General features: G+C 72.2%; 25 protein-coding genes and 1 riboswitch. Of the genes, 16 read left to right on the forward strand and 9 right to left on the reverse strand.

The window, feature by feature from the left end; genetic code table 11:
- Window positions 1–266 precede the first annotated feature (266 nt).
- The 8 genes from ICC28_RS26250 to ICC28_RS41585 all read left to right on the forward strand — a co-directional run bounded on the left by ICC28_RS26250 (window position 267) and on the right by ICC28_RS41585 (window position 7,336).
- Window positions 267–1,502 (forward strand): PTS transporter subunit EIIC, encoded by a 1,236-nt coding sequence (locus tag ICC28_RS26250; RefSeq protein WP_188291174.1) that lies wholly within the window; start codon window positions 267–269, stop codon window positions 1,500–1,502.
- Window positions 1,503–1,549: 47 nt separating this feature from the next.
- Window positions 1,550–1,816, forward strand: a complete 267-nt coding sequence (locus ICC28_RS26255; RefSeq protein WP_188291175.1) for an HPr family phosphocarrier protein — start codon at window positions 1,550–1,552, stop codon at window positions 1,814–1,816.
- Window positions 1,817–1,833: 17 nt separating this feature from the next.
- Window positions 1,834–3,498, forward strand: coding sequence for a phosphoenolpyruvate--protein phosphotransferase (ptsP, locus tag ICC28_RS26260; protein WP_188291209.1), 1,665 nt, complete (start codon window positions 1,834–1,836; stop codon window positions 3,496–3,498).
- 1 nt (window position 3,499) lies between these two features.
- Window positions 3,500–4,279, forward strand: coding sequence for a glucosamine-6-phosphate deaminase (nagB, locus tag ICC28_RS26265; RefSeq protein WP_188291176.1), 780 nt, complete (start codon window positions 3,500–3,502; stop codon window positions 4,277–4,279).
- On the forward strand, window positions 4,279–5,043 hold the full coding sequence (locus ICC28_RS41580; protein WP_188291177.1) for an ROK family protein: 765 nt from the start codon (window positions 4,279–4,281) through the stop codon (window positions 5,041–5,043). The genes nagB and ICC28_RS41580 overlap by 1 nt, the downstream gene beginning before the upstream one ends.
- Window positions 5,044–5,139: 96 nt before the next feature.
- The gene (locus ICC28_RS26275; protein ID WP_188291178.1) at window positions 5,140–6,126 is read left to right on the forward strand and encodes a hypothetical protein; all 987 of its coding nucleotides are present in this window, start codon (window positions 5,140–5,142) and stop codon (window positions 6,124–6,126) included.
- Window positions 6,127–6,294: 168 nt separating this feature from the next.
- Window positions 6,295–6,795: an ATP-binding protein gene (locus tag ICC28_RS26280; RefSeq protein WP_188291179.1), complete on the forward strand. Its 501-nt coding sequence runs from the start codon at window positions 6,295–6,297 to the stop codon at window positions 6,793–6,795.
- A gap of 358 nt (window positions 6,796–7,153) precedes the next feature.
- Entirely contained in the window at window positions 7,154–7,336 is a 183-nt protein-coding gene (locus ICC28_RS41585) for a transposase (RefSeq protein WP_411158627.1), read from the forward strand.
- A 139-nt stretch (window positions 7,337–7,475) separates the two neighbouring features.
- Here ICC28_RS41585 and ICC28_RS26290 read toward each other — a convergent pair whose 3' ends face one another.
- From ICC28_RS26290 to ICC28_RS26305, 4 genes are all read right to left on the reverse strand, one after another.
- Window positions 7,476–7,733 (reverse strand): HypC/HybG/HupF family hydrogenase formation chaperone, encoded by a 258-nt coding sequence (locus ICC28_RS26290; RefSeq protein ID WP_188291181.1) that lies wholly within the window; start codon window positions 7,731–7,733, stop codon window positions 7,476–7,478.
- Window positions 7,734–7,739: 6 nt separating this feature from the next.
- Window positions 7,740–10,226: a carbamoyltransferase HypF gene (gene hypF, locus ICC28_RS26295; protein WP_223189470.1), complete on the reverse strand. Its 2,487-nt coding sequence runs from the start codon at window positions 10,224–10,226 to the stop codon at window positions 7,740–7,742.
- Window positions 10,227–10,464: 238 nt separating this feature from the next.
- Entirely contained in the window at window positions 10,465–10,953 is a 489-nt protein-coding gene (locus ICC28_RS26300) for a hydrogenase maturation protease (RefSeq protein WP_188291182.1), read from the reverse strand.
- A gap of 86 nt (window positions 10,954–11,039) precedes the next feature.
- On the reverse strand, window positions 11,040–11,852 hold the full coding sequence (locus ICC28_RS26305; RefSeq protein WP_188291183.1) for a universal stress protein: 813 nt from the start codon (window positions 11,850–11,852) through the stop codon (window positions 11,040–11,042).
- Window positions 11,853–12,035: 183 nt separating this feature from the next.
- On the opposite strand from ICC28_RS26305, the gene ICC28_RS26310 reads away from it, so the two are divergent.
- The 4 genes from ICC28_RS26310 to ICC28_RS26325 all read left to right on the forward strand — a co-directional run bounded on the left by ICC28_RS26310 (window position 12,036) and on the right by ICC28_RS26325 (window position 17,783).
- On the forward strand, window positions 12,036–12,938 hold the full coding sequence (locus tag ICC28_RS26310) for a universal stress protein (RefSeq protein WP_188291184.1): 903 nt from the start codon (window positions 12,036–12,038) through the stop codon (window positions 12,936–12,938).
- A gap of 11 nt (window positions 12,939–12,949) precedes the next feature.
- Entirely contained in the window at window positions 12,950–15,637 is a 2,688-nt protein-coding gene (ppdK, locus tag ICC28_RS26315) for a pyruvate, phosphate dikinase (RefSeq protein WP_188291185.1), read from the forward strand.
- Window positions 15,638–15,702: 65 nt separating this feature from the next.
- On the forward strand, window positions 15,703–17,358 hold the full coding sequence (gene ctaD / locus ICC28_RS26320; protein WP_188291186.1) for a cytochrome c oxidase subunit I: 1,656 nt from the start codon (window positions 15,703–15,705) through the stop codon (window positions 17,356–17,358).
- On the forward strand, window positions 17,358–17,783 hold the full coding sequence (locus tag ICC28_RS26325; protein WP_188291187.1) for a cytochrome c oxidase subunit 4: 426 nt from the start codon (window positions 17,358–17,360) through the stop codon (window positions 17,781–17,783). The genes ctaD and ICC28_RS26325 overlap by 1 nt, the downstream gene beginning before the upstream one ends.
- On the opposite strand, the gene ICC28_RS26330 is transcribed toward ICC28_RS26325, so the two are convergent.
- The 3 genes from ICC28_RS26330 to ICC28_RS26340 form a co-directional block, all read right to left on the reverse strand.
- Window positions 17,744–19,240 (reverse strand): cytochrome b, encoded by a 1,497-nt coding sequence (locus ICC28_RS26330; protein WP_188291188.1) that lies wholly within the window; start codon window positions 19,238–19,240, stop codon window positions 17,744–17,746. The two genes, ICC28_RS26325 and ICC28_RS26330, sit on opposite strands and share 40 nt — an antisense overlap.
- Window positions 19,241–19,281: 41 nt before the next feature.
- Entirely contained in the window at window positions 19,282–19,632 is a 351-nt protein-coding gene (locus ICC28_RS26335; RefSeq protein WP_188291189.1) for a hypothetical protein, read from the reverse strand.
- A 74-nt stretch (window positions 19,633–19,706) separates the two neighbouring features.
- On the reverse strand, window positions 19,707–20,072 hold the full coding sequence (locus ICC28_RS26340) for a DUF6479 family protein (RefSeq protein ID WP_188291190.1): 366 nt from the start codon (window positions 20,070–20,072) through the stop codon (window positions 19,707–19,709).
- 213 nt (window positions 20,073–20,285) lie between these two features.
- Here ICC28_RS26340 and ICC28_RS26345 point away from each other — a divergent pair, with 213 nt between their 5' ends.
- On the forward strand, window positions 20,286–20,660 hold the full coding sequence (locus tag ICC28_RS26345; RefSeq protein WP_188291191.1) for a ferredoxin: 375 nt from the start codon (window positions 20,286–20,288) through the stop codon (window positions 20,658–20,660).
- A 14-nt stretch (window positions 20,661–20,674) separates the two neighbouring features.
- Here ICC28_RS26345 and ICC28_RS26350 read toward each other — a convergent pair whose 3' ends face one another.
- Window positions 20,675–21,256, reverse strand: coding sequence for a histidine phosphatase family protein (locus ICC28_RS26350; protein ID WP_188291192.1), 582 nt, complete (start codon window positions 21,254–21,256; stop codon window positions 20,675–20,677).
- Window positions 21,257–21,350: 94 nt separating this feature from the next.
- Window positions 21,351–21,505, forward strand: a riboswitch (cobalamin riboswitch).
- Between the two features lie 38 nt (window positions 21,506–21,543).
- Here ICC28_RS26350 and ICC28_RS26355 point away from each other — a divergent pair.
- The 3 genes from ICC28_RS26355 (at window position 21,544) to ICC28_RS26365 (ending at window position 23,871) form a co-directional block, all read left to right on the forward strand.
- Window positions 21,544–21,774 carry a CbtB domain-containing protein gene (locus ICC28_RS26355; RefSeq protein ID WP_188291211.1) on the forward strand — a complete coding sequence of 77 codons (231 nt, stop codon included), beginning with the start codon at window positions 21,544–21,546 and terminating at the stop codon, window positions 21,772–21,774.
- Window positions 21,775–21,799: 25 nt separating this feature from the next.
- Window positions 21,800–22,561, forward strand: a complete 762-nt coding sequence (locus tag ICC28_RS26360; protein ID WP_188291193.1) for a CbtA family protein — start codon at window positions 21,800–21,802, stop codon at window positions 22,559–22,561.
- Between the two features lie 131 nt (window positions 22,562–22,692).
- On the forward strand, window positions 22,693–23,871 hold the full coding sequence (locus ICC28_RS26365) for an acyl-CoA dehydrogenase family protein (protein WP_188291194.1): 1,179 nt from the start codon (window positions 22,693–22,695) through the stop codon (window positions 23,869–23,871).
- 170 nt (window positions 23,872–24,041) lie between these two features.
- Here the strand turns inward: ICC28_RS26365 and ICC28_RS26370 are convergent, their stop codons facing one another.
- Window positions 24,042–24,677: a TetR/AcrR family transcriptional regulator gene (locus ICC28_RS26370; protein WP_188291195.1), complete on the reverse strand. Its 636-nt coding sequence runs from the start codon at window positions 24,675–24,677 to the stop codon at window positions 24,042–24,044.
- Between the last annotated feature and the right edge of the window lie 189 nt (window positions 24,678–24,866).

Genomic DNA, 24,866 nt, shown 5'->3' on the forward strand with positions numbered 1-24,866 from the left:
ACTGGTTACTACCAGTATGCAGCACGCGCCAGGCCCTCGATTCCCGCCGTGCGGCGGCTGCGCCTGCCTCTGGGTGGATCGGAGGGCCGTGGCCTTCTGTCGCGTCGAAGCATTGACATGCCCTGGGTGCGGGGCCATGCTGAGGGCTCACTGGTAATGACCAGTCCGTACCAGAGCTGGAACCTCGGCTGATCCGGCAGCTCCGGGCTGCGGCGTTCCCGTCCGGCTCACTGTCCCGCCCTCCCGCACACGCCTTTGAGGTTGTCATGAGCACCAGTACATCCACGTCCGCAGGCCGCCGTCCTGGCCTTGCGGGCCTGCAGAAACTCGGCCGCAGCCTCATGCTGCCGATTGCCACGCTTCCGGCCGCAGGTCTGCTTCTCAGGCTGGGGCAGGACGACGTCCTGGGCCGGTTTCCCGCACTCCAGGACACCGCGCACGTCATCTCGGCCGCCGGCGGGGCGCTGTTCACGCATCTGCCGCTGATCTTCGCCGTCGGTATCGCGATCGGGTTCGCGAAGAAGGCGGACGGTTCCACGGCACTGGCCGCGGTGGTGGGGTATCTCGTCCTGGACGGTGTCTTCAAGGCGATGTCGCCTGTCGTCCTGGAGGGCCAGAAGGATCTCGCGGGCGAGCAGGCGGTGGTCAATTTCGGGGTCCTGGGCGGCATCGTCATCGGCCTGCTCTCCGCCGTGCTGTGGCAACGCTTCTACCGCACCGTGCTACCGCCCTATCTGGGGTTCTTCAGCGGCCGCAGACTCGTGCCCATCCTGACCGCGGTCACCGCTCTCGTGGTCGGCGTTCTGATGAGCCTGGTCTATCCGCTGTTCAACAGCGGTCTCACCGCGGTCGGCGAGGCGGTCGACGAGAACAGCATCGTCGGCGGCGGCATCTACGGAACGGCGAACAAGCTGCTCATCCCGCTGGGCCTGCACCACATCCTCAACTCCGTCGTGTGGTTCATCATCGGCGACTACAACGGCACCCACGGTGACCTGAACCGGTTCTTCGCCGGCGACCCCGAGGCCGGCATCTTCATGACCGGATTCTTCCCGATCATGATGTTCGCGCTCCCCGCCGCAGCCCTGGCGATCTGGCGCGAAGCCCGCCCCGAGCACCGCAAGGCCGTCGGCGGGATCATGCTCTCCGCCGGACTCACCAGCTTCCTCACCGGCATCACCGAGCCGATCGAGTTCGCCTTCCTCTTCGTCGCCTGGCCCCTGTACCTGGTGCACGCCGTACTGACCGGAACCTCTCTCGCCCTGGTGAACGCTCTCGACATCCACCACGGGTTCACCTTCTCCTCCGGCCTCATCGACTACGTACTCAACTGGGGCAAGGCCACCAACCCGCTGCTGCTGATTCCCATAGGCCTGGGCTACGCCGCCCTCTACTACGTGCTGTTCCGCTTCGTCATCCGCCGCTGGAACCTGCGTACCCCCGGCCGCGAGGAGGACAACCCGGAGGCCGATCAGGAACGCCGACCCCAGCCCGTGGCCTGACACGGCCCCCACGTCCTTCGGCAACCCCTTCGAAAGGAAGACCGTCCATGGCGCAGCGCGTCGTCTCCATCGGCTCACGCAGCGGCCTGCACGCAAGGCCCGCCGCCGTCTTCGTCCAGGCCGCCTCCCAGGTGCCCCTGCCGGTCATGATCGCCGTCGACGGCAAGCCCCCCGTGGCCGCCGACAGCATGCTGGGCGTCATGACGCTCGGCGCCGGCCACGGAGACCGGGTCACCCTGACCGCGGAAGGCCCGCAGGCGGAGGTCGTCCTGGACGAACTGGCGGCCCTGCTGAGCAAGGAGCTCGACGCGTGAGCCCCACCTCGATCACGATGACCGGCTACGGCGTCAGCCCCGGGCTGGCCTGTGCACCGCTGGCCCGCATGACGCCGCCGGTCATCACCGATCCCGACGAAGCACCAGGTGAGAACGCGGCCCACGAAGTCCAGCGGGTACGCCGGGCCCTGACCGAAGTCGCCGCGCAACTCTCCGCGATCGCCACAGAGGGCACGGCAGGCGCCATCCTGGAGGCCGGCGCCGCCATGGCCGGCGACCCCGCCCTGGTCCAGGCCGCCGCCCACCACATCGGCCAGGGCGCGCCCACTGCCCACAGCCTCTCCCTCGCCGTCGACACCTACTGCACCCAACTGGAGCAAGCCGGCGGGTACATGGCCGAACGCGCCGCCGACCTGCGCGACATCCGCAACCGCGCCGTCGCACTGTTGAGGGGTGTGCCCATGCCCGGCATACCCCGTCCAGGACACCCGTTCATCCTCGCCGCAGAGGACCTCTCCCCGGCCGACACCGCGCAGCTGGCCGGTGGGGACGTGGTGGGCCTGCTCACCGAGAAGGGGGGCCCGACCGGCCACACCGCCATCCTCGCCCGCGCACTCGGTCTGCCCGCGGTGGTCGGATGCCCCCACGCCGGCGACCTGCCGGACGGCACTCCCGTTCTCCTCGACGGCCGGGCCGGCACCGTCGAGGCCCACCCCTCGCCCCGACGCCGGCAGCAAGCCCTCGACGCCCGTACCCGCACTCAGCCCCGCACCAAGGGGCCGGGCCGCACCGCCGACCAGCACACCGTGGAGCTCCTGACCAACATCGGCACCCCCGCGGACGCCTTGCGCGCGGCGCAGACCGACAACGAAGGCGTGGGGCTGTTCCGTACCGAGTTCCTCTTCCTGGACCGCCGCGAACCCCCCACGCTCGAGGAGCAGATACGGGCCTACACCCAGGTCTTCGAGTCCTTCGAGGGCCGCACGGTGACGGTACGCACCTTGGATGCCGGCTCCGACAAGCCCCTGCCCTTCCTGCACTTGCCCCGCGAGGACAATCCCGCTCTCGGACTGCGGGGGCTGCGCACGGCGACGCTGCGGCCGGGCGTCCTCGAAACCCAGCTCGCAGCCCTCGTCACGGCACAGCGCCGCACCGGCGCGCGGATGAGGGTCATGGCGCCGATGGTCGCCACTGCCGAGGAAGCCGCCGACTTCGCCGGCCTCGCCCGCAGCTGCGGCGTACAGACCGTCGGAATCATGATCGAAGTACCGTCTGCGGCCCTCCGCGCGCACGATGCGCTGCCTCACGTCGACTTCGCCAGCATCGGCACCAACGACCTGGCCCAGTACACCCTGGCCGCCGACCGGACCTCCCAGCCCCTCGGCCACCTCCTGGACCCCTGGCAGCCGGCCCTGCTCACCCTGGTCGCCTCGGTGTGTCGTGTGGCCGGAGCCCTGGACCGGCCCGTGGGTGTCTGCGGAGAGGCGGCCGCCGATCCTCTGCTGGCGCTCGTTCTGGCCGGCCTCGGGGTGAGCGGCCTGTCCATGGCCGCCCCGGCCGTCGCCGACGTCCGCGACGCTCTCGCCGACCTCACGCTGGAGCAGTGCCGCAGCCTTGCGGCCGCCGTACTCGACGCCACCGGCCCGGCGACGGCACGTGCCACCGCCCAGGAGACGATCGAGACATTCCGCGCGGTGGCCGCCAACGGCGAGGGGCTGTGACATGGAGGTGGTGATCCGCCCTGACGCGGAGGACGCCGGCCGCACGGTCGCCGGCATCGTCCACCAGGCGCTCGCGGAGGGCGTGAGAACGCTGGGGCTGGCCACGGGCTCCTCACCCCTGGGGGTCTACCGGGACCTGGCCCGGCGCCACCGTCACGAGGGCCTCAGCTTCAGCGGTGTCGAAGCCTTCCTGCTCGACGAGTACGTCGGGCTCCCGGCCGACCATCCGCAGTCCTTCGCCCAGGTGATACGACGCGAGCTGGCCGACCGTGTCGACCTCGACCCCGCGCGGCTCCACCTGCCCTCCGGTGCGGCATCCGACCCGGCTGCGGAAGCACGCCGCTTCGAGCGCCGCCTCGCCGAGGCAGGGCCCGTCGGGCTGCAGATACTCGGAATCGGGGTCAATGGCCACATCGGTTTCAACGAGCCGGGCTCCTCACTTGCCTCACGTACCCGGCTCAAGACCCTCACCGACGACACCCGGCGCGACAACGCCCGCTTCTTCGGGGGCATCGAGGACGTTCCCCGCCACGTCATCACCCAGGGACTCGCGACGATCGGCGAGGCGTCCCACCTCGTGCTGGTCGCCATCGGCCCGCACAAGGCCCGTGCGGTGGCCGCTGCCGTCGAAGGCCCTGTCACCGCGGCCTGCCCCGCCTCGGTCCTCCAACTGCACCCCCACGTCACCGTCGTGGTGGACGCGCTCGCCGCTTCGCAGCTGGAACACCGGGCCTACTACCGCTCCGTTGCCCGTCACAAGCCCGCTGGACAACGCTACTGATGACTCGCCCCGCCCATGGTGTCGCCGTCGATCCCGGCGGTACCACGATCAAGGCAGCCCGCTCCGACGCCCACGGGACGGCAGAGGAAACCCTGCGGCTGCCCACCCCTTCCTCGAAAGGGCCCGACGCCGTCGTCGCCGCGGTCGTGCAGGCGGCCACCGCCTACGTCCGGCCGGGCGTCGGGGCCGTCGGCCGCTGTGCTGCAGGGCTGATCGACACCGACGCCGGAATCGTCCGCTTCGCATCGAACCCCGGCCTGCGTGACACACCCCTGGCCGCAGCCGTGCACCTGCCCGTCACACTCGAGCACGATGTGAGGGCCGCCTGCCTGGCGGAGCGGCAGCCGGGGTTCGGCGCCGGCCTGAGCGACCTGCTCGTGGTCGTGCCCCGGTCCGCCGTTACCGCCGCACCGGCAGTGGCACGGTCACCGCCGCCGACATCACCGCACGCCTGGACACCGACGCGGACGCCACCTGCATCTGGCGGAGGCGACGGACGCCCTCGGCAGGGCGCTCGTTGTCTCGACCTGCCTGCTCGACCACCAGCGCATCGTCCTGGCGGGCGGAACGGCAGCGGCCGGAGATCCCCTGACGGCTCCGGTCCGCCGAAGCCTGCAACGGGGACCGGCCCGGCGGACCGCACCCGTGGCGGAGACATCTCCTCTCGGCGCGAACGCCGGGCTCCTTGGAGCGGCTCTGCACGCCGTGACGGCCACAGACGCGGCCTCCGCCCGGGAAGGGGCCTGCCGGGAGGCCCCCGCTGAGGCACAGGCACCTCGCACGGCCTGACCGCTTTCGTGCGGCAGTGGCCACCCGGCGCCCGCCGCCGTACGGACACAACGCAGAAGGAGCAGGTGACCATGTGGCCCCGAAGACGACAGAAACCTCCCCGCCGACTGTGCCCACAGCTGGACGACAGCCAACTCACCCGCACCCTGACCCACCTCGAAGCCCAGATCGCCGCCCAGGGCGACAACCTGGCGGAATCCAACGACCGCGGCGCCCTCACGTACCCCATCGAGCAGGCACTGCGCGATGCGGCAGAGGACTGGGACCGGCGCATGCACCGCCTGCTCGTGCTCAGCACCGTCCCCGAGGCCTCCGTCCTCGCCCGCCAATGGAGAAGCCGGAGCCCCGCCGGTGCCGACGCCCTGCTCCTCCAGGTCTTCGCCGACATCCACAGGGCCCGCGCCACCGGTACGGCTCTCGACATCGACGCCACCTTGAGTCTGTGCCGGCACGCAGCGGCGCTCGCGCCCCCGGACCCCGCCCCCTGGATCGCCATGCTCAGCTGCCACCGGATGCAGCGAGCCTCCGCCGCGGCGGTCCAGCCCGTGTGGGACGCCGTCACAGAACGCGACCGCTGGAACCGGGCAGCACACCTCGAGATGCTGGGCTACGTTTCCCCGGAGGAATGCGGATCCAGCGCCCTGACCGTGCAGTTCCTCGACTCCGTCACCATCGCCGCACCCCCCGGCGCCCCCGTGGCGGGCCTCAGCCTCACCCACTCCCTCGCCCGGTACCGCCGAGCTCTGGCAGCCGGCGGGATCGAAGCGCTGACCGCACACCGGCACTGGGACCAGCCGCACGAACGCGCCCTTGTCGACCAAGCGGTCGCAACCTGGCCGCAGCCCGGATTCCTCACACACGCAGCAGCACTCGCCGATCTCAACCTCCTCGCCTACGTACTCACGAAAGCCACGCGCCCGCGTGACGCCTGGCCGGTCTTCGAGGCCATGGCGGCAGTGGCCACCGCCTGGCCGTGGCAATTCGACGGTGATCCGTTGGAGCAGGTGCAGGAGTCCCATCGTCGAGCCTTCCGCGCCCGGATCCGGAGCGGCCGTTGATGCGTGCGACCCCCTCCGTGCCGCCTCGTCCCGAGGCCTGCCGAAAAACTCCTTTGACCCAATTGACAACCTCTCCACCCCGGGTTCAATCTGGTCATATCTGGTTATTACCAGTTGGCTTGTGGGGCGGAGACCACTCGGCCCCCATGCGGAAGGCGCGAGGTTGCCATGACTGCCCAAGTACTCCCCGAACCGACCGGGCCGGTGCAACTGTTCGCCGCGCCCCCCAGAGCCACGAACGCCGGTTCCGGGCAGGCCCAGCGCCACGGACTCCGGCCCGGCACCGAGGACACGGAAGCCGGGCACCTCGTCCTGGTGGCCGCCGGCGCCGAGGACGTGGGCCGGATCCGCCGCCTCGCGCACGACTTCCTGGCGCGTCTGTGCGTCCCGCCCTCGGCACGCGAAGACGCGCTTCTCATCATCTCCGAGCTGGTCACCAACGCCGTCGTCCACGCTCGCCCGCCGGCAGCCCTACGGGTCCGCTGCACGCGATGCGGCGCCCTGCGTATCGAGGTCACGGACGGTGGCTCGCACACCCCCCGGCCGTCGCGCAGGGACTCGGAGGACGAACACGGCCGTGGGATGTTCATCGTTGCCGCCCTCGCCGCTCGGCACGGCACCGTCACGCGCGAAAGGGGCGCTATGCGGTGGGCTGAGCTGTGTCCTTGACTGCGGCTTCCATGTGCGCAGGGATGGCCCGGCGACCCGACGACGACACGCGCAAGAGCACGCCCTCGCGCAGCAGTTCGTGAACCTGCCCGCTGCAGTGGCGGCTGGCCCTGGACATGCGCGATGAGCTGGCGGACGGGGGCATGCGCCCGCCGGTCCGCCGTCTGGGCCGGGCAGGGCGCCAAAAGCGCCCACACCGGACTCCTGATGTGCTGGACCGGCGTCTGCAGTACCTGCCAACAGCCCTTGCCCAGCAAGCCACCCGCGACATCGAGGTCAAGACAGACCTGGGTTGTTTCGTTTGGATCATCGGATCGTTTGTCCGGGCGTGCCATTGACGGACGTGCAGTGAGCGCGGATTGAGCCCTTGCTCCCTGACCGGACGCCGAAGCGGGGTGGTCGCCGGCGAGACCACCGACAGGTGATCGACGCGATCGCCTTCAAGTTCCAGACCGGAACGCAGTGGGTTTCCCTGCCGGAGAGTTCGGCAACTGGCGAGGCGTCTACAGCTGGTGCCCTTCCACCGCACGTCCCGCGGTGAGCGGCATCCAGGAAGATCACCAGCGCAGCAGGCCGATGCGTCGTCTCCATCGCCTCGGCACTGGCCGAGTTCAAATTGCTGATCGAGACCCTGGAGACGCCATTGATCAACATTTCGAACACGGCCTGACGGAGTCCTGTCAGGGCAGCGGCTCGCCCAGCTCGCCCTCGACCGCGCCCGCCATCGCCCGCAGCACCTCAAGCGTCCGGTGTGCTTCCGCCTCGTCGACCTCGGTGATCGCGAAACCCACGTGCACGATCACGTACGAGCCGACGTCGGCGTCCGGCGTGCAGTCCAGGCACACCTCCCGCCGCACACCCCCGAAGTCCACCGTGGCCATCCGCAGCCCGGCGTCGTCGTGGACCTCCAGCACCCGCCCCGGAATCCCCAGGCACATCCGCGCTCACCCTTCCCCGCTCAGCCTCGCGGCGGCCACCGCGGCCTGCCCGTAACTGATCCCGCCGTCCCCGACCGGCACCTCGCCGCCGACCAGTACCCGCAGCCCCTGCGCCCGCAGTCGGCGCCGCACCTCGGTCAGCAGCCGCCGGTTGACGAAGCACCCGCCGCCCAGGCACACCGTGCGCGGCGCGCCCTCGGCCACGGCCCGCGCGACCAGCTCGGCGGTGGCCTCCGCCAGCGTCAGATGGAAGGCCGCGGCCAGCCGGCCCACCGGTTCCCCGGCCAGCCGCCGCTCCAGCAGGTCGGCGAGGGTCGGCGCGGAGTCGTAGACCCACAGGCCCTGGGACAGCACGACGCGACGGGCGAGCGGTGCGGCGTGCTCGTCGCCCGCCGCCGCCTCCAGCCGCACGGCCGCCTCACCCTCGTAGCTCACCTCGTCCGCGAGGCCGAGCAGCGCGGCCACCGCGTCGAAGAGGCGTCCGGCGCTGGACGCCCGCGGGCAGTTGACGTCGCGGGCGATCATGGCGCGCACGGCGCCGGCCTCGGCCGGGTCGAGCCGGTCGGTGAAGGGCCGGGTGAGCCATGGGTAGGGCCGCGGGGTGCCCAGCGTCTCGCTGCCCAGCAGGTGGCCGAGTGCCGTGCGGCAGGGACGGCGTACCGCCGCGTCGCCGCCCGGCAGGGGAGCGGTCGAGAACCGGCCCACGCGGCGGTAGCCGGCCAGGTCGGCCACGAGGATCTCGCCGCCCCACAGGGTGCCGTCGTCGCCCAGGCCGAGGCCGTCGTAGGCGACGCCGAGGAACGGGCCCCGCACTCCGTGCTCGGCCGCGCAGGCCGCCACGTGCGCGTGGTGGTGCTGTACGGGGATGTGCCGTACCGGCTGGGCGGTGGCCCACTGCGTGGAGAGGTAGCCGGGGTGCAGGTCGTGGGCGATCGCGACCGGCTCGATGCCGCTGAGCCGCTTGAGGTGCGCGTACGACGCCAGGAACGCGTCGTGGGTCGCGAGGTCGGACAGGTCACCGGTGTGCGGGCCGGTCAGGGCCCGACCGTCGGCGGCCAGGGTGAAGGTGTGCTTGAGCTGGGCTCCGGCACCGGCGACGGGCCCCCGCGCGCCGAGCGGCAGCGGGGCGGGGGCGAGGCCCCGGGCCCGGCGGACCGTGATCCGGACCCGCCCGGTGAACTGCACCACCGAGTCGTCGTAGCGGGAGCGGATCGGCCGGTCGTGGGTCAGGAAACCGTCCGCGACGCGGTCCAGGGTGCGCCGGGCCTCGGCGTCGTCCACCGCGATCGGCTCGTCGCTGAGGTTGCCGCTGGTCACCACCAGGGGCCGGGCGAGTTCGTCGAGGAGGAGCTGGTGCAGGCCGGTGGTGGGCAGGAACAGGCCCACACGGTCCAGCCCCGGGTGCACCTCGGGCGCGAGCGCGGCAGCGGCGGTGCGGCGGTGGGTGAGCAGCAGCACGGGTCGTTCCGGCGAGAGCAGGCACCGCCGTGCCGTGGCCCCGACCCAGGCCAGCCGCTCCGCCGCCGCCAGGTCGGGCACCATCACGGCGAAGGGTTTCGTCGGGCGGCGCTTGCGGCGGCGCAGCTCCGCCACCGCGCGCGGATCACCCGCGTCGCACACCAACTGGTATCCGCCCAGCCCCTTCAGCGCCACGATGCCGCCCTCGTCGACGGCCTTCACCGCGGCCCGCAGCGCCGCCTCCCCGCGCAGCTCCTCCCAGGCGAGCCGGGGGCCGCAGACGGGACAGGCCACCGGTTCGGCGTGGAAGCGTCGGTCGGCCGGGTCGGCGTACTCGGCCGCGCAGGCCGTGCACAGCGGGAAGCGACGCATCGTCGTGCGCACGCGGTCGTAGGGGAGGTCCTCGATGATCGTGGCGCGCGGCCCGCAGTCGGTGCAGTTGATGAACGGGTAGCGGAAGCGGCGGTCGCCGGGGTCGCGCAGTTCGCGCAGGCACGCCTCGCACAGCGCCGCGTCCGGCGGCACCTCCCGCGCGGCCGGTTCCGCGGGACCGGCCGCGCTGGGCCGGACCTCGAAGCCACCGCCGTACGCCGCCCGGCCGGGGCCGCCGCCGCTCAGCCGGACACTGCGCACGCGCGCGAGGGCCGGGGCGGCGGTGCGCAGCCGCTCGGCGAACTCCTCGATGCTGGCCGGCGGGCCGGCCACCTCGCCCTCGACATGCCCGTTGACATTGGCCACCCAGCCGGACAGGCCCAGGTCGGCCGCGGTGCGATGGACGAACGGCCGGAAGCCGACGCCCTGCACGATCCCGTCCACCCGGAAACCGACGGCTTGCGTGGTCCTGTCGCCGCGGTTGTCGACGGCTTGTGTGGTCCTGTCGCCGCGGTTGTCGAGGCCTTGTGTGGTCCTGTCGCCGCGGTTGTCGAGGCCTTGCGTGGTCCCGTCGCCGCGGTTGCCGACGCCACGGGCTGTCCCGTTCGCCCGGCTGCCGAGGCCCTGCGCGTCCCCGTGCCTGCGGAAGCTGCGCGCAGTCATGTCGGCTCCTGGAGTGCCGGGTGGGTGATGAGTTCCGCCGCGACGGTGTCGGTGACGGGGGCGAGGAGCGGGGTGCGATGGAGGAGCGGCCGGAAGTCGACGCTTTGCCCGGCTACGACTCCCCAACTGCCTACGCCCTGCAAGCTCCCGTCTTCCCGGCTGCGGGCGCCCGGCACAAGCCCGTCTCCCGGGCTGTCGGCGCCGCGCCCGGCCCTCTCCTGCCGGCAGCCGCGCGCGCTCACGTCCGCTCCCGGGATGTCAGGTACGGCGTGAGTTCCGCCTCGACGGCCTCGGCCAGGGGGGCTACGGCCGCGGCGACGGCGGGGGAGAGGCCGGTGCCGTAGTCGCTGTCGGCGCCTTCGACGGCGTAGACGATCAGTCGTTCGGGCAGCAGGCCGAGGACCCGGGCGAGTTCGACGGCCTCGCCGAGGCCCAGCCCGTGGGAGCTGGTGGCCGACGGTGGCGGCAGCAGTCCGGCGTCGAGGGCGAGCCGGTGCACCCGGCCGGGAGAGCCCGGATGGGTGTGTGCCGCGTCCACGACCACGGCCAGCCGGGCACCCTCCCACAGCCCGATCAGCCGACCGGGATCACCGTCGCAGGTGGCCAGCACGGCGTCCGCCGGCAGCTCTCGCGCGCGGAGCCGGTCGATCACGGCCCAGCCCACGCCGTCGTCGCGCCGGAACTCGTTCCCGACGCCGATCACGGCGATCCGCGCACGCCTGCTCATGTCTCCACCCTGGGGCGGGCCGCCCGCCTGCCACAGGGGCCGAACGACCCATGTCACCGGGCCGACCCGCCCCGCGCCGCCGCCCCTTACGAGGGCACCACCGCGACCGGGCACCTGGCGTGCCCGAGCAGCGCGCGTGCGGTGGCGCCGGAGCGCCGGCCGACCACCACGAGGCCCGCGTCGGTGGAGGCGCGGGCCAGCGCCACGGCCGGCGCCAGGAGCACCACGTCCTCCAGGACCGCGACCCCGGGGTACTTCTCGCGCCACGGCCGCAACGCGTCCGCCAGCAGCTGCACCTCGTGGTCCTCCCACGTCGCACGTGTGGCCTCGGGGACCGGGAAGGGCAGGCAGGCGGCACCCTCGGGAAGCCGCCAGGCGTGCACCGCGTGCAGACGGGTGCCGTGCAGCGCCGCCGCCGCGAAGGCGAAGTCGAGCGCGGCGTCCGAGGGGGCGCGCGCGTCGACGCCGACGACCACGCCGTCGGTGCGATGGGCGGGCCCCGGGGTGGCGAGCGTGCCCGGCACCAGGACCACCGGCCCGTCGGACCCCGTGGCCAGCGCCGACGCGGTCGACCCCACGGCGATCCCGGCGTGACCGCCCTCGCCGCGCAGGCCGACGACGAGCAGTTCCGCCCCGCGCAGGGCGGCCTCGGGCGCCCCGGCCGCACAGACGCTCCGGGACGTCAGCCCCGGGTGGCGGTCGAGGAGTTCGGCCACGACGTGCTCCGCCACCGCCTCGGGGCGGTACGGCCATCGCCCGGCCGTGTCCTCGGTCTCCGGCGCGGCCGCGTGCACCACCCACAGGGGCAGCCCGCGCAGCAGCGCCTCGCGCGCGGCCCAGTCCGCCGCGCTGCGACTGCGGGCCGACCGGTCGACACCGGCGATGATCACTCGTTCCATGTCTGCCGCCTTCCGGCCGGGGAACCCGGCCCCTGCCCGGCCGAGCCCCACCTTTCCGGCCCGGCCGCTCCCGCAGCAGGGGCCGAACGGTCCCCGGTCGAAGACCTGGAGGCCCCTGTCCGCAGGCGGTCCGTGGGACGACGCTGGCACCGAGGAGCAGTTCGAGCGCAGGAGGTGCGCGCCATGCTTTTGCCCGTGATCGCCGGAGTCGACGGTTCCACCGAGAGCCTCGCCGCCGCCGAGTGGGCCGCCCGCGAGGCGGTACGCCGGCAGCGGCCCCTGCGTCTGGTGCACGCCTGGAGCTGGCAGCCGCACCGGGACGACAGCCATCTCGCCACCGCGGCCCAGCGCCACCTGGCACGCCAGGCGCTGCACCGGGCCGAGGAACGCATCCTGCGCACCACCCCCGGCGTCACCCTCGACGAGGACCAGGTCGAGGGCCCGGCGACCGCGGCCCTGCTGCACGCCGCTACCCAGGCCGACCTGCTCGTGCTCGGCTCCCGCGGACTCAGCGGCTTCACCGGCTTCCTGGTCGGGTCGGTCGCCCTCGGGGTGGTGGCCCGCACCGAGCGGCCCGTCGTCCTCGTCCGCGCGGACGAGGAGGCCGCCGACGAGCACCTGCCCGGACCCGGCGGCAGCGCCTCTGTCCGCACCGGATACCGGGACGTCGTCCTCGGTATCGACCTGGGCGACCCCTGCGACGAGGTGATCGCGTTCGCCTTCGAGGCCGCCCGGCTGCGCGGCTCCCGCCTGAAGGTGGTCCACGCCTGGCAGCCGCCCTCCCCCCTCGGCCTCGGCCCCGGCGAGATCGGCCTGGCCGAGGGCCCCCGGCAGGCGGAGGAGTGGCTGGGCTTCATGACGGCCGTGCTCCAGGTGTGGCGCGACAAGTACCCGGACGTCGAGGTCGTCGAGACGGTCACCGCCGGCCGGGCCCCGTCCGTCCTGGTGCGGGCCGCGTCCGGGGCGAGTCTCCTGGTAGTGGGCCGCCGCAGTACCGACCGCCCGGCGGGCCCCCGCACCGGCCCCGTCGTGCACGCCGCCATCCACCACGTCGACTGCCCTGTGGCCGTCGTCCCTCACGACTGAAAGGCCCCCTGATGACCGCGCCGACGAAGTACGTCTACGAATTCGCCGAGGGCCGCCGCGACATGGCAGACCTCCTCGGCGGCAAGGGAGCCGGGCTCGCCGAGATGACCCGGATCGGCCTGCCCGTCCCGCCCGGGTTCACCGTGACCACCGAGGCCTGCAAGGTGTACCTGGCCACCGGCGAGGAGCCCGACGAGCTCGGCGTCGAAGTGGCCCGCGCCCTCGCGGGCCTGGAGCGGGCCATGGGCCGCACCCTCGGCGCCCTCGACGACCCGCTGCTGGTCTCCGTCCGCTCGGGCGCCCGCTTCTCCATGCCCGGCATGATGGAGACCATCCTCGACATCGGCCTCAACGACGAGTCCGTCACCGGACTCGCCAAGGCCTCCGGACAGGAACGCTTCGCCTGGGACTCCTACCGCAGGCTGATCCAGATGTTCGGCCGGACCGTGATGGGCGTGGACGGCGACCTGTTCGAACAGGCCATCACCGAGCACATGGCACAGCGCGAGGTCGCCACCGACCACGAGCTCGACGCGGGCGAACTGGTCAAGCTCACCGACGACTTCAAGGCGATCATCCGCAAGGAGACCGGCGAGGACTTCCCGCAGGACCCCGCCGACCAGCTCGCCCGCGCCATCCGTGCCGTCTTCGACTCCTGGAACGGCGAACGCGCCCGCGTCTACCGCCACCGCGAGCACATCCCCGAGGACCTGGGCACCGCCGTCAACATCCAGGCGATGGTCTTCGGCAACCTCGGCACCGACTCCGGCACCGGCGTCGCCTTCACCCGCGACCCCGCCACCGGCGAACAGGGTGTCTACGGCGACTACCTGCCCGACGCCCAGGGCGAGGACGTCGTCTCCGGCGTCCGCGACGCGCTGCCGCTGACCGAACTGAAGACGCTCAACCCGCGCGCGTACGTCGAACTCGGCGACCACCTGCGCACCCTGGAGGACCACTACCGCGACCTGTGCGACGTGGAGTTCACCGTCGAGCACGGCCGGCTGTGGATCCTGCAGACCCGCGTCGGCAAGCGCACCGCCGAAGCCGCCTTCCGCATCGCCCACGACCTCGGCGAGGAGGGCGCGATCAGCGCCGACGAGGCACTGATCCGCGTCGACGGCGCCGAACTGACCCGGCTGATGTTCCCCCGCTTCGACACCACCGAGGACGACGTGCCCCTGGCCCACGGCGTGCCCGCCTCGCCCGGCGCGGCGGTCGGCGTCGCCGTCTTCGACTCCGCCGAGGCGGTACGGCGGGCCGCGGCCGGCGAGCGCACCGTGCTGGTCCGCCGGGAGACCACCCCCGACGACCTGCCCGGCATGATCGCCGCCGAGGCCGTGCTGACCAGCCGGGGCGGCAAGACCAGCCACGCCGCCGTGGTCGCCCGCGGCATGGGCAAGGTGTGCGTCTGCGGCGCCGAGGCCCTCACCGTCGACCCGGCCGCCCGCCGCTTCACCACACCGGACGGCACGGTCGTGGCCGAGGGCGACACCGTCTCCGTCGACGGCACCGCGGGCACCGTCCACCTCGGCGCGCTCCCGCTCACCGCCTCCGACGTCGGCCGCGCCCTGGAGTCCGGCGCGTCCACCGGCCCGCTCACCGACGCCGTCCTGGGCGCCCTCGCCCACGCCGACTCCGTGCGCCGCCTTGAGGTGCGCGCCAACGCCGACACCCCCGAGGACGCCGCACGCGCGCGTGCCCTCGGCGCGCAGGGCATCGGCCTGTGCCGCACCGAGCACATGTTCCTCGGCGAGCGCAGGGAACTGGTGGAGGCGATGATCCTGGCCCGCGACGACGACGCGCGCGAGCGGGCGCTCGCCGCGCTGCTGCCGCTGCAGCGCGAGGACTTCACCGGAATCCTGGCGGCGATGGACGGTCTGCCGGTGACGATCCGGCTGCTCGACCCGCCGCTGCACGAGTTCCTGCCCGACCGCACCGACCTGGCCGTCCGCCTCGCCTCCGCCGAGCGCCCCGACGAGCACGACAAGGAACTGCTCGCCGCCGTGGAGCGGATGGACGAGCAGAACCCGATGCTCGGTCTGCGCGGCGTCCGACTGGGCCTGGCCGTGCCGGGCCTGACGGCCATGCAGGTGCGCGCCGTCGCCGAGGCCGTGACCGAACGGCTGCGGGCCGGCGGGGACCCGCGCGCCGAGATCATGATCCCGCTCGTCGGCACGGTCGAGGAACTCCGCCTGGCCCGCACCGAGGCGGAAGAGGTCCTCGCCCGGGTCGCCGAGGAGACCGGCACCGGCTTCGACTGCCCGATCGGCACGATGATCGAGCTGCCGCGCGCGGCGCTGACCGCCGGACGCATCGCCGAGGCCGCCGACTTCTTCTCCTTCGGCACCAACGACCTCACCCAGACCACCTGGGGCCTGTCCCGGGACGACGCCGAGGCCTCCTTCTTCCCGCTCTACCTGGACAAGGGCGTCTTCGAGGTCTCGCCGTTCGAGACCATCGACCAGGAGGGCGTGGGACGGCTGGTGGAGCTGGGCGTCGAGGCCGGACGGGCGGTCAACCCGCGCCTGGAGACCGGGGTGTGCGGCGAGCACGGCGGCGACCCCGCGTCGATCCACTTCTTCCACCGGGCCGGACTGGACTACGTCTCCTGCTCGCCGTTCCGCATCCCGGCGGCCCGCCTGGAGGCCGGCCGGGCGGCCGTCGCCGACACGACCGGGACCAGCGACAGCCGGTGAGGCGCACGGGTGAATGCCCGGGGGCGCAGGACTGACGCCTTCGCCCCCGGGGTACCCAGCGGCCCATGGCGGTGGACAGCAGGACGCAGCGGCCGGGCACGACAGGGCCGGGACCACGCACGACCCTGGGCCGGGCGTTGCTGCGCTGGGCCACCACGACCGATCACAAGGTGATCGGCAACCTGTACCTGACGACCGCCTTCGGGTTCTTCCTGCTGGGCGGTCTCCTCGCGCTCCTGATGCGGGCCGAACTCGCCCGCCCGGGGCTGCAGTTGGTCAGCAACGACCAGTACAACCAGCTGTTCACCGTGCACGGCACGATCATGATGCTGCTGTTCGCGACCCCGCTGTTCGCCGGGTTCGCCAACGCCGTGATGCCGCTCCAGATCGGCGCCCCGGACGTCGCCTTCCCCCGCATGAACGCCCTGTCGTACTGGCTGTACCTGTTCGGCGGCCTGATGGTGGTCTCCGGCTTCCTGGTCCCGGGCGGGGCGGCCTCCTTCGGCTGGTTCGCCTACGCCCCGCTGAACAGCGCCGTACGCAGCCCCGGAGCGGGCGGGGACCTGTGGACCATGGGTCTGGTGGTGACGGGGGTGTCCACCACGCTCGGCGCGGTCAACTTCATCACCACCATCCTCTGCCTGCGCGCCCCCGGCATGACCATGTTCCGGATGCCGATCTTCACCTGGAACGTGCTGTTCACCTCGATCCTGATCCTTCCGGCCTTCCCCGTCCTCACCGCCGCCCTGCTCGCCCTGGAGGCGGACCGAAAATTCGGGGCGCACATCTTCGACGCGGCCAGCGGCGGCGCACTGCTGTGGCAGCACCTGTTCTGGTTCTTCGGCCACCCGGAGGTGTACATCGTCGCGCTGCCGTTCTTCGGGATCATCTCCGAGATCATCCCGGTCTTCAGCCGCAAACCGATCTTCAGCTACCTCGGACTGGTCGGCGCCACCATCGCCATCACCATGCTCTCCGCCGTGGTGTGGGCCCACCACATGTTCGCCACCGGCGCGGTGCTGCTGCCGTTCTTCTCCCTGATGTCGTTCCTCATCGCCGTCCCCACGGGCATCAAGTTCTTCGCCTGGATCGGCACGATGATGAAGGGATCCCTGTCCTTCGAGACCCCCATGCTGTGGTCGTGCGGCTTCCTGGTGACCTTCCTGCTCGGCGGCATGAGCGGCGTCCTGATCGCCTCACCGCCGCTCGACTTCCACCTCACCGACTCCTACTTCATCGTCGCCCACCTGCACTACGTCCTGTTCGGCACCGTCGTCTTCGCGATGTTCGCCGGCTTCTACTTCTGGTGGCCCAAACTCACCGGCAAGCACCTCGACGAACGCCTGGGCAAGATGCACTTCTGGACGCTGTTCGTCGGCTTCCAGACCACCTTCCTGGTCCAGCACTGGCTCGGCCAGCAGGGCATGCCCCGCCGCTACGCCGACTACCTGGCCGCCGACGGCTTCACCCTCCTGAACACCATCAGCTCCATCGGCGCCTTCCTCCTCGGCCTGTCGACACTGCCGTTCCTCTACAACGTCTGGCGCACCGCCCGCCACGGACGCCGCGTCGACGCCGACGACCCCTGGGGCTACGGCCGCTCCCTGGAATGGGCCACCTCCAGCCCGCCCCCGCGCCACAACTTCACGGCGCTGCCCCGGATCCGCTCCGAGTCCCCGGCGTTCGACCTGCACCACCCGGACATCGCCAAGGAGAGCTGATGCGCACCGAGTCCCGCCTGTTCGCCGGCGTGGCCGTGTTCTTCCTCGTCACGGCCGTCGGCTACGGCTGGCGCTCCCGCGAACCCGCCGGCACCGCCGTGCTGGCCCTCGCGTTCCTGATGGCCGCGCTCGTCGCGTTCTTCCTGCACACGCAGTACCGCAAACGGGGCCTGCGCGCGCAGGACCGCAAGGACGCCGAGGTCGTCGACACCTCCGGCCCGCTGGACTTCTTCCCGCCGCACAGCCCCTGGCCCGTCGTCACCGCCCTGGGTTCGGTGCTGCTCGCGCTCGGCATCGTCTACGGCCTGTGGCTGGCCCTGCTCGGCCTCGGCGTGCTCGCCCTCGGGGTGTTCGGCCTGGTCTTCCAGTACGCCGGCCGCGACGCTCAGCGCTCCCGCTCCTCCTCGCCCCGGGGCCGCTCGTAGCCGTAGGCCTCCAGGACGTACCGCTGCTCCCCGTCCAGCGGCTCGTGGCTCTCCTCGTACCCGCCCGCGACGGTCTGCCGCACCTCGCCGGTCTCCTCGCCCTGCTCCAGCCGCTCCTGGTCGGCCTCCTGAAGGGCGAGGCACACGCGCCGGGTCACCATGTACGCCAGCGGCGGCAACAGGACGAAGGCCACCCTGAACACCCAGGTCAGGGTGTTCAGGGAGACGTGGAAGACAAGGGCGATCACGTCGTTGCCGCCGGCCGTGAGCAGGACGCCGTAGCCGCAGATCGCGGCGACGCCGAGGCCCGTGCGCACCGGGTTGTCGCGCGGGCGGTCGCACAGGTGGTGTTCCCCGTGGTCGCCGGTGAACCGGCGTTCGAGGAACGGATAGGCGTAGAGCACCGCGAACAGGGCCCCCGGCAGGACGACCGCGGGGAGCAGCACGTTCCACATCAGCGTGTGCCCGGCGAGCGTCGTTTCCCAGGGCGGCACCAGGCGCAGCGAGCCCTCCAGGAAGCCGACGTACCAGTCGGGCTGCGAGCCCGTCGACACGGCGTGCGGACGGTAGGGGCCGTACGCCCAGACCGGATTGACCTGGGCCACGCCGGACAGGACCGTCAGCACACCGAACACCATCAGGAACAGGCCGCCCGAGGAGGCGGTGAACTGCGGGAACATCGGCTTGCCGACGGCGTTGCGCTCGCTGCGGCCGCGGCCCGCCCACTGGGTGTGCTTCAGATAGAACACCAGGATCAGATGGAGGGTGATCAGCGCGAGCATCAGCCCCGGCACCAGCAGGATGTGCAGGGTGTACAGCCGGGGGATCAGGTCCTCGCCCGGGAACTCGCCGCCGAAGGCGAAGAAGCTCACGTACGTGCCCACGATCGGGATCGACATCATGATGCCCTGCGCGATCCGCAGGCCCGTCCCCGACAGCAGGTCGTCGGGGAGCGAGTAGCCGGCGAAGCCCTCGACGAGCGCCAGCAGGAACAGCGTCACGCCGATCAGCCAGTTGACCTGGCGGGGCCGCCGGAAGGCCCCCGTGAAGAAGACCCGCAACAGGTGCAGCCCGATCGCGGCGAGGAAGACCAGCGCCGCCCAGTGGTGCAGCTGACGGATCAGCAGCCCGCCCCGTACGTCGAAGCTGATGTCGAGGGTCGACGCGTACGCCTCCGACATGCGGATCCCGTCGAGCGGCCGGTACGAGCCGTGGTAGACGACCTCCGTCGTCGACGGATGGAAGAACAGCGTCAGCCATACGCCCGTCAGCAGCAGGACGACGAAGCTGTACAGGGCGATCTCGCCCAGGAAGAACGACCAGTGGTGGGGGAACGCCTTGCGCAGCAGGCCGCCGCCCTCGTAGAGAGGGAGGCGGCCGTCCACCCAGTCGGTGGTGCGTTGCGAGGCGTGACGGGCTCGCGCGGCGGCCCGGGCCCTTCTCGTCCTCCACAGCACGGATCACGAGTGCCCTCGCAGCCGCGCCGGGAAACAGGTGACTACCTACGATCACCCTTCGGCTTGCCCCGCTGGTCCGGGGTGCCGTGCGGCGGCGGGCTGAACGGCTCGGGCGAGGTCACCGGCGACACCGGGGAACCCGTGCGCCGCTCGTCCTGTTCCGGACGCAGCGCGTGGGGGTCGCCGGACGTCGGTTCGGCGCCGGCCTCCAACTGCTCCAGACGGGCGGCCAGCACCTCGGTCACCGGGAGCCGGTCGGCGTGCGAGCGTTCGTACGCCAGCAGCTCCTCCACCTCGCCGGCGGTCAGCGACCGTACACGGCTCTCCAGGCCGCCGATCGGCAGATGGTCGTAGTCGGGCAGCGGCAGGGTGTTGCGGGCGGGGTCGGCCATGGTTCTCACTTCCCTACGGTGTTGGTTCCGCCGGCGGGCGTCCGGTCCCTACGGTCTGTCTCCGTCGGTGGGCGTCAGCTGCCGCCGGGGCCGCCGCTGCCGAACGAGCCGCTGCTGCCCCCGTTCCAGCGCGGCCGCTTCTTCTCCGGGCTCGGCCGGGACGGGCTGTTGCCGAAGGCGGGCATCTCGTGCGGGGTCACACGGTGATCGCTCCGGGGCACCTCGTCCGGCTCCCTGCCCTCCCGCACCTCGTGCACCGCGCCCTCGGGGGGCAGTGTGGGCTGGTCCTGCCGCCGCGGCGGCGGGGGCTCACGGCGCCTGATGCGGGCGCCCAGCACGAAGGCACCGAGCAGCAGCGCCACGACAACCACGCCCGCGACGATCAGCCCGATACCGAGCGCGCCGCTCGTGGCGGCGATGTTCATCCAGGTCGTGTCCATGGGGCGCGAGTACCCCCGCCGACCTTCGTGAACCGGGCCGTCGCGATCTGCCGGAACCCGGGCCCGGGCCCGAGCCGGGGCTCGGGGCGGAATCTGGCCCGGGGCTCGGGGCGGAACCTGGGCCGGGGCCCGGACGGAATCTGGGCCGGAACGCGGGCAGGGGCCCGGGGCGGGACCGGGTTTGGCGCCCGGCGCGTCGGCTACCCGCGCGATGTGACCTCGACTACAACGCAGCAGCAGCTCTTCCAGTACCTGGAGGACCGCTTCGCGTGCGCCCAGGCGTGCACCGAGTGTGCGCGTGCCTGTGCGCTGCGCGCGAGCCTGATGGATCCGGACGGCACGGAGGAACAGGAGCTCGTACGACGCAAGGGCATCATGTGCGCCGAGGTGTGCGACGCCACCTGCAGGGTGCTGTCCGAACAGAACCGCACGGACGAGACCGGCATCCGCGTCCAACTGGAGTGGTGCCGCACCGTCTGCCTGGAGTGCGCCCACGTCTTCGACGGACGGCCGGGCGCGGAGGACGGCGCGAAGGCGTGCCGGGAGTGCGCACAGGCGTGCACGGACTTCCTGGCCTCACTGGGGTGACGGACTTCCCGGCCTCACTGGGGTGACGCCGTCACCGGCCGTCCCATCCGTACGTTCCAGCGTCCCGACCGCCCGCTGAGCTCCACCAGCGTCAGCGGCGGCACGTCCGTCCGCCAGAAGGCCGTCTCCGGCGCCTCCAGCGCCCGCACCACCGCGGCCCGGACGAGTTCCGGTTCGATGACCGCGACGGTCCGTCCGTCGGCCTCGGCGGCCGTCTCCAGCCAGTCCCCGACACGGTCGCACACCGCGCGCACCGACTCGCCGCCGTGCGGTGCGGCGTCGGGGTCCGTCAGCCAGCGTGCCAGTTCCGCCGGCTCGCGCGTGCCGACGTCCGCCAGGGTCGCGCCGCGCCACCGGCCCGCGTCCAGGGGCGCCAGCCGGGGCTCGTCCACGGCCGCCGTGAGGCCCAGGGCCTCGGCGGTCCCGCGGCAGCGGACGGTGGGGGAGACCCAGGCCCGCCGCGCCACCGGGAGGGTGCCCGCGGCGGCGCGGGCGAGCCGTAGCCCCGAGGGGTCGAGCGGGGAGCCGTCGTCGAAGCGGGCCTCCCGCAGTGCCGCGGTGATCGCCGGTGAGATCAACATCACCCGACTTGTCATGAGCCCGTCCTTGCGGTCAATGCCCCACCCCTGTCCGGTACTTGCCCCGTCCCGCGCCCCCCGAGGGCGCACGACGCCGTTCCGTGCGCCCTTGGCCGCCTTCCCGGCACGCGGTACCTTCTCGTCGAAATCGACGACGGACATACGGAAGCCGGTGAGATTCCGGCACGGTCGCGCCACTGTATGCCTCGGGCGCACCCAGGGGTGCGGGCCGGGTGAGTCAGACCCGTCCCGTCGTCCTGTGCACCACCGAGACGGGACGCGAGTTCCCCCAGGAGGTACCTGCCATGGCGCAGTCCGCCGTCCAGCCGACCCTCGGCACCACCGGCTCCACCGCCGCCCCCGCCAAGCTGCCGATCGGCGCGATCGTCCCCTGGGCGGTCTTCTTCGGCATCCTGATGCTGGTCCTGCTCTACTTCGTCGGCGCCGAACAGGGCGCCACCGCTCTCCTCTCCGGCGAGGGCGTGCACGAGTTCGTGCACGACGCCCGCCACCTCCTCGGCTTCCCCTGCCACTGACGGCGACGAGGAAGCCCCACCGCTCATGAACTCCGCAACCGTCAGAAACCTCCTGGTCCGCGGCATGCTCGCGGGCCTCGTCGCAGGCCTGGCCGCCCTCGTCGTCGCCTACTTCCTGGGCGAACCGCACGTCGACGCGGCCATCGCCTTCGAGGAGTCCCACGCCCACGAACACGGCGGCGAGGAACTCGTCAGCCGTACCATGCAGTCCACCGTCGGCCTCTCCGCCGGCGTCCTCGTCTACGGCGTGGCCTTCGGCGGCATCGCCGCCCTCGCGTACTGCTTCGCGCTCGGCCGCATCGGCCGGTTCGGACCGCGCGCGAGCGCGCTCCTGCTGGCGGGCGCGGGACTGCTCGCCGTCTACGTCGTCCCCTTCCTCAAGTACCCGGCCAACCCGCCTGCGTCGAGCGACCCCGACACCATCAACCAGCGCACCGCCCTGTACTTCCTCATGGTCGTCCTCGGCGTCCTGCTGACGGTGGGCACGGTCATCCTGGGCAAGCGCCTCGCCCCGCGCCTCGGCAGTTGGAACGCCACGGTCACGGCGGGCGCGTTCTTCGTCCTCGTCGTCGGTCTGGCCTACGCCTTCCTGCCGTCGTACAACGAGACCCCGCCCGACTTCCCCGCCACCCTGCTGTGGGAGTACCGGCTCGCCGCACTCGCCGTCCAGGTCACCCTGTGGACCGCCTTCGGCCTGGTCTTCGGCGTGCTGGCGCAGCGACTGCTCGCCCCCGCCTCCGAGGCGGAGGCGACGGCGCCCGCGCGGGCAACCCCCGTACCGCACTGATCACTCCACCTCCACGGGCCCCCGGCGCACCCCGCCGGGGGCCCTTCGCCGTGTCCCCGCCATTCCCAATTTCTGGAACACGTTCTACGGTGTGCGCCGTCAGCATCGGCTGAGGCAGACCTGGAGGCGCCGTGCACCTCGACCACACGCCCGAGCAGCAGCGGCTGCGCACCGAACTGCGCGCCTACTTCGCCGAGCTGGTGCCCGACGCGGCCCACGCCCGCCACCACGACCCGGCCGCCCAGAAGCGCTTCTACCGCGCGACCATCAGGCGCCTCGGCGCGGACGGCTGGCTCGGTGTCGGCTGGCCGAAGGAGTACGGCGGACGCGGCCTGAGCGCGATGGAGCAGTTCATCTTCTTCGACGAGGCCGCCCAGGCCGGCGTCCCCCTGCCGCTGATGGCCCTCAACACCGTCGGCCCCACGATCATGCAGTTCGGCACCGACGAGCAGAAGACGTACTTCCTGCCCCGCATCCTCTCCGGCGAACTCGACTTCGCCATCGGCTACAGCGAGCCCGACGCCGGCACCGACCTGGCCTCCCTGCGCACCCGCGCGGTGCGCGACGGCGAGGAGTACGTCGTCAACGGCCAGAAGATCTGGACGACGAACGGCGACACCGCCGACTGGGTCTGGCTGGCCGTCCGCACCGACCCCGCCGCCCCCGCCCACAAGGGCATCACGATGCTCCTGGTCCCGACCACCGACCCCGGCTACTCCTGCACCCTCATCAACACCCTCGCCGGCCACGACACCACGGCCAGCTACTACGAGAACGTCCGCGTCCCGGTCTCCCGCCGCGTCGGCGCCGAGAACCAGGGCTGGCGGCTGATCACCAACCAGCTCAACCACGAACGCGTCACCCTCGCTGCCCACGGCACCATGGCCATCCGCGCCCTGCACGACGTCCAGCGCTGGGCGACCGAGACCAAGCTCGCCGACGGCCGCCGCGTCATCGACCTGCCCTGGGTCCGTCGCCACCTCGCCCGGACCCACGCCCGCCTCGACGCCCTGAAGCTCCTCAACTGGCAGATGGTGCACGCCGTCGAGGCCGGCACCCTCACCCCCCAGGACGCCTCCGCCGTCAAGGTCTACGGCTCCGAGGCCCGCCGCGACGCCTACGCGAGCCTCCTGGAGATCGTCGCCGTCCCGGGCGCCCTGAAGGAGGGCTCCGCGGGCGCCGTCCTCCACGGCGAACTGGAGCGCGGCTACCGTTCCGCCGTCATCTTCACCTTCGGCGGCGGCAACAACGAGATCCAACGGGAGATCATCTCGTGGATCGGACTGGGGATGCCCCGGGTGCGGCGCTGACGCCCCGTGTGACGAGGCCTACCTCTAGCCGTCGTTGTCAGCGTCAGCCAGACCTTCCCCAAGGGAGTAGCCAGAAGCCGTCGACGTCGCAGTGTCCACGTGAGCTGCTCCCTTCGGGGTATACAGCCCGCTACTCGTCATCCGTGCAGGGGTGAGGGGTCGGGGAACGGTCAGTCGAGCTCGGGCAGGGGGCGCCGGGCGATCTCGTGGGCGTCGTCCTGGGGTACGCCCAGCATGCGCAGGACCATCTCGGCGAGGTTCACCGCGGCCTGGTCGCCGTCCAGGTCGGGGCGGGCGAATCTCATCTCCACCAGGGACAGCAGGGTTCCGCCCAGGGCGGTCAGGGCGACGGCCGGGTCGACGGGGGTGAAGCGGCCGGAGGCGAGGCCGGCGTCGATGTCGCGCAGGGCCCGCCGGACCAGGCCATTGTCCGAGTGGATGTGGCCCAGGCCGCGGCGGCGCAGGATCTGCATCAGCTCGGGGTGGGAGTCGGCCATGCGGGCGCTGAGCCGGAAGCCTGCAGCGACGAGTTCCGCCGGGTCGTCGATCCCCGTCAGGCGCTCGTCGCAGTTCTGGCCGAACTCCTCCATGGCATCCACCACGGCCGCCTCGAACAGCTCCGTCTTGGAGTCGAAGTGGTTGTAGAAGGAGCCGAAGCCGACGTCGGCGCGCTCGGCGATCGCCTGGATGCTGGCGCTGGTGTCCCCGGTCTCGGCGAGTATCTGCCGGGCGGCGTGGATGAGCGCGCGACGGGTCTCGGCGCGGCGCCGCTCGAAGCGGTTGCTGGGCGGGGCTGACGTAGGCATGCACAGAGTCTAACTGCGGGGGCGATGGCTACAGCAGCTCTGATGAAGTCATCAATTCCTGTCGCGAACGTCTTGACGGCAAGACTGTCAAACTTGATGATTCCCTCATCGAGGCGATGCTGCTCGGAGGGCACCATGTCTGAAACCCGCGTCCACGGGCCCGCTGTCAAGACGGCCCACCAGGACCTG

The organism is Streptomyces sp. TRM68416, from assembly GCF_014596915.1.
Lineage (GTDB): Bacteria > Actinomycetota > Actinomycetes > Streptomycetales > Streptomycetaceae > Streptomyces.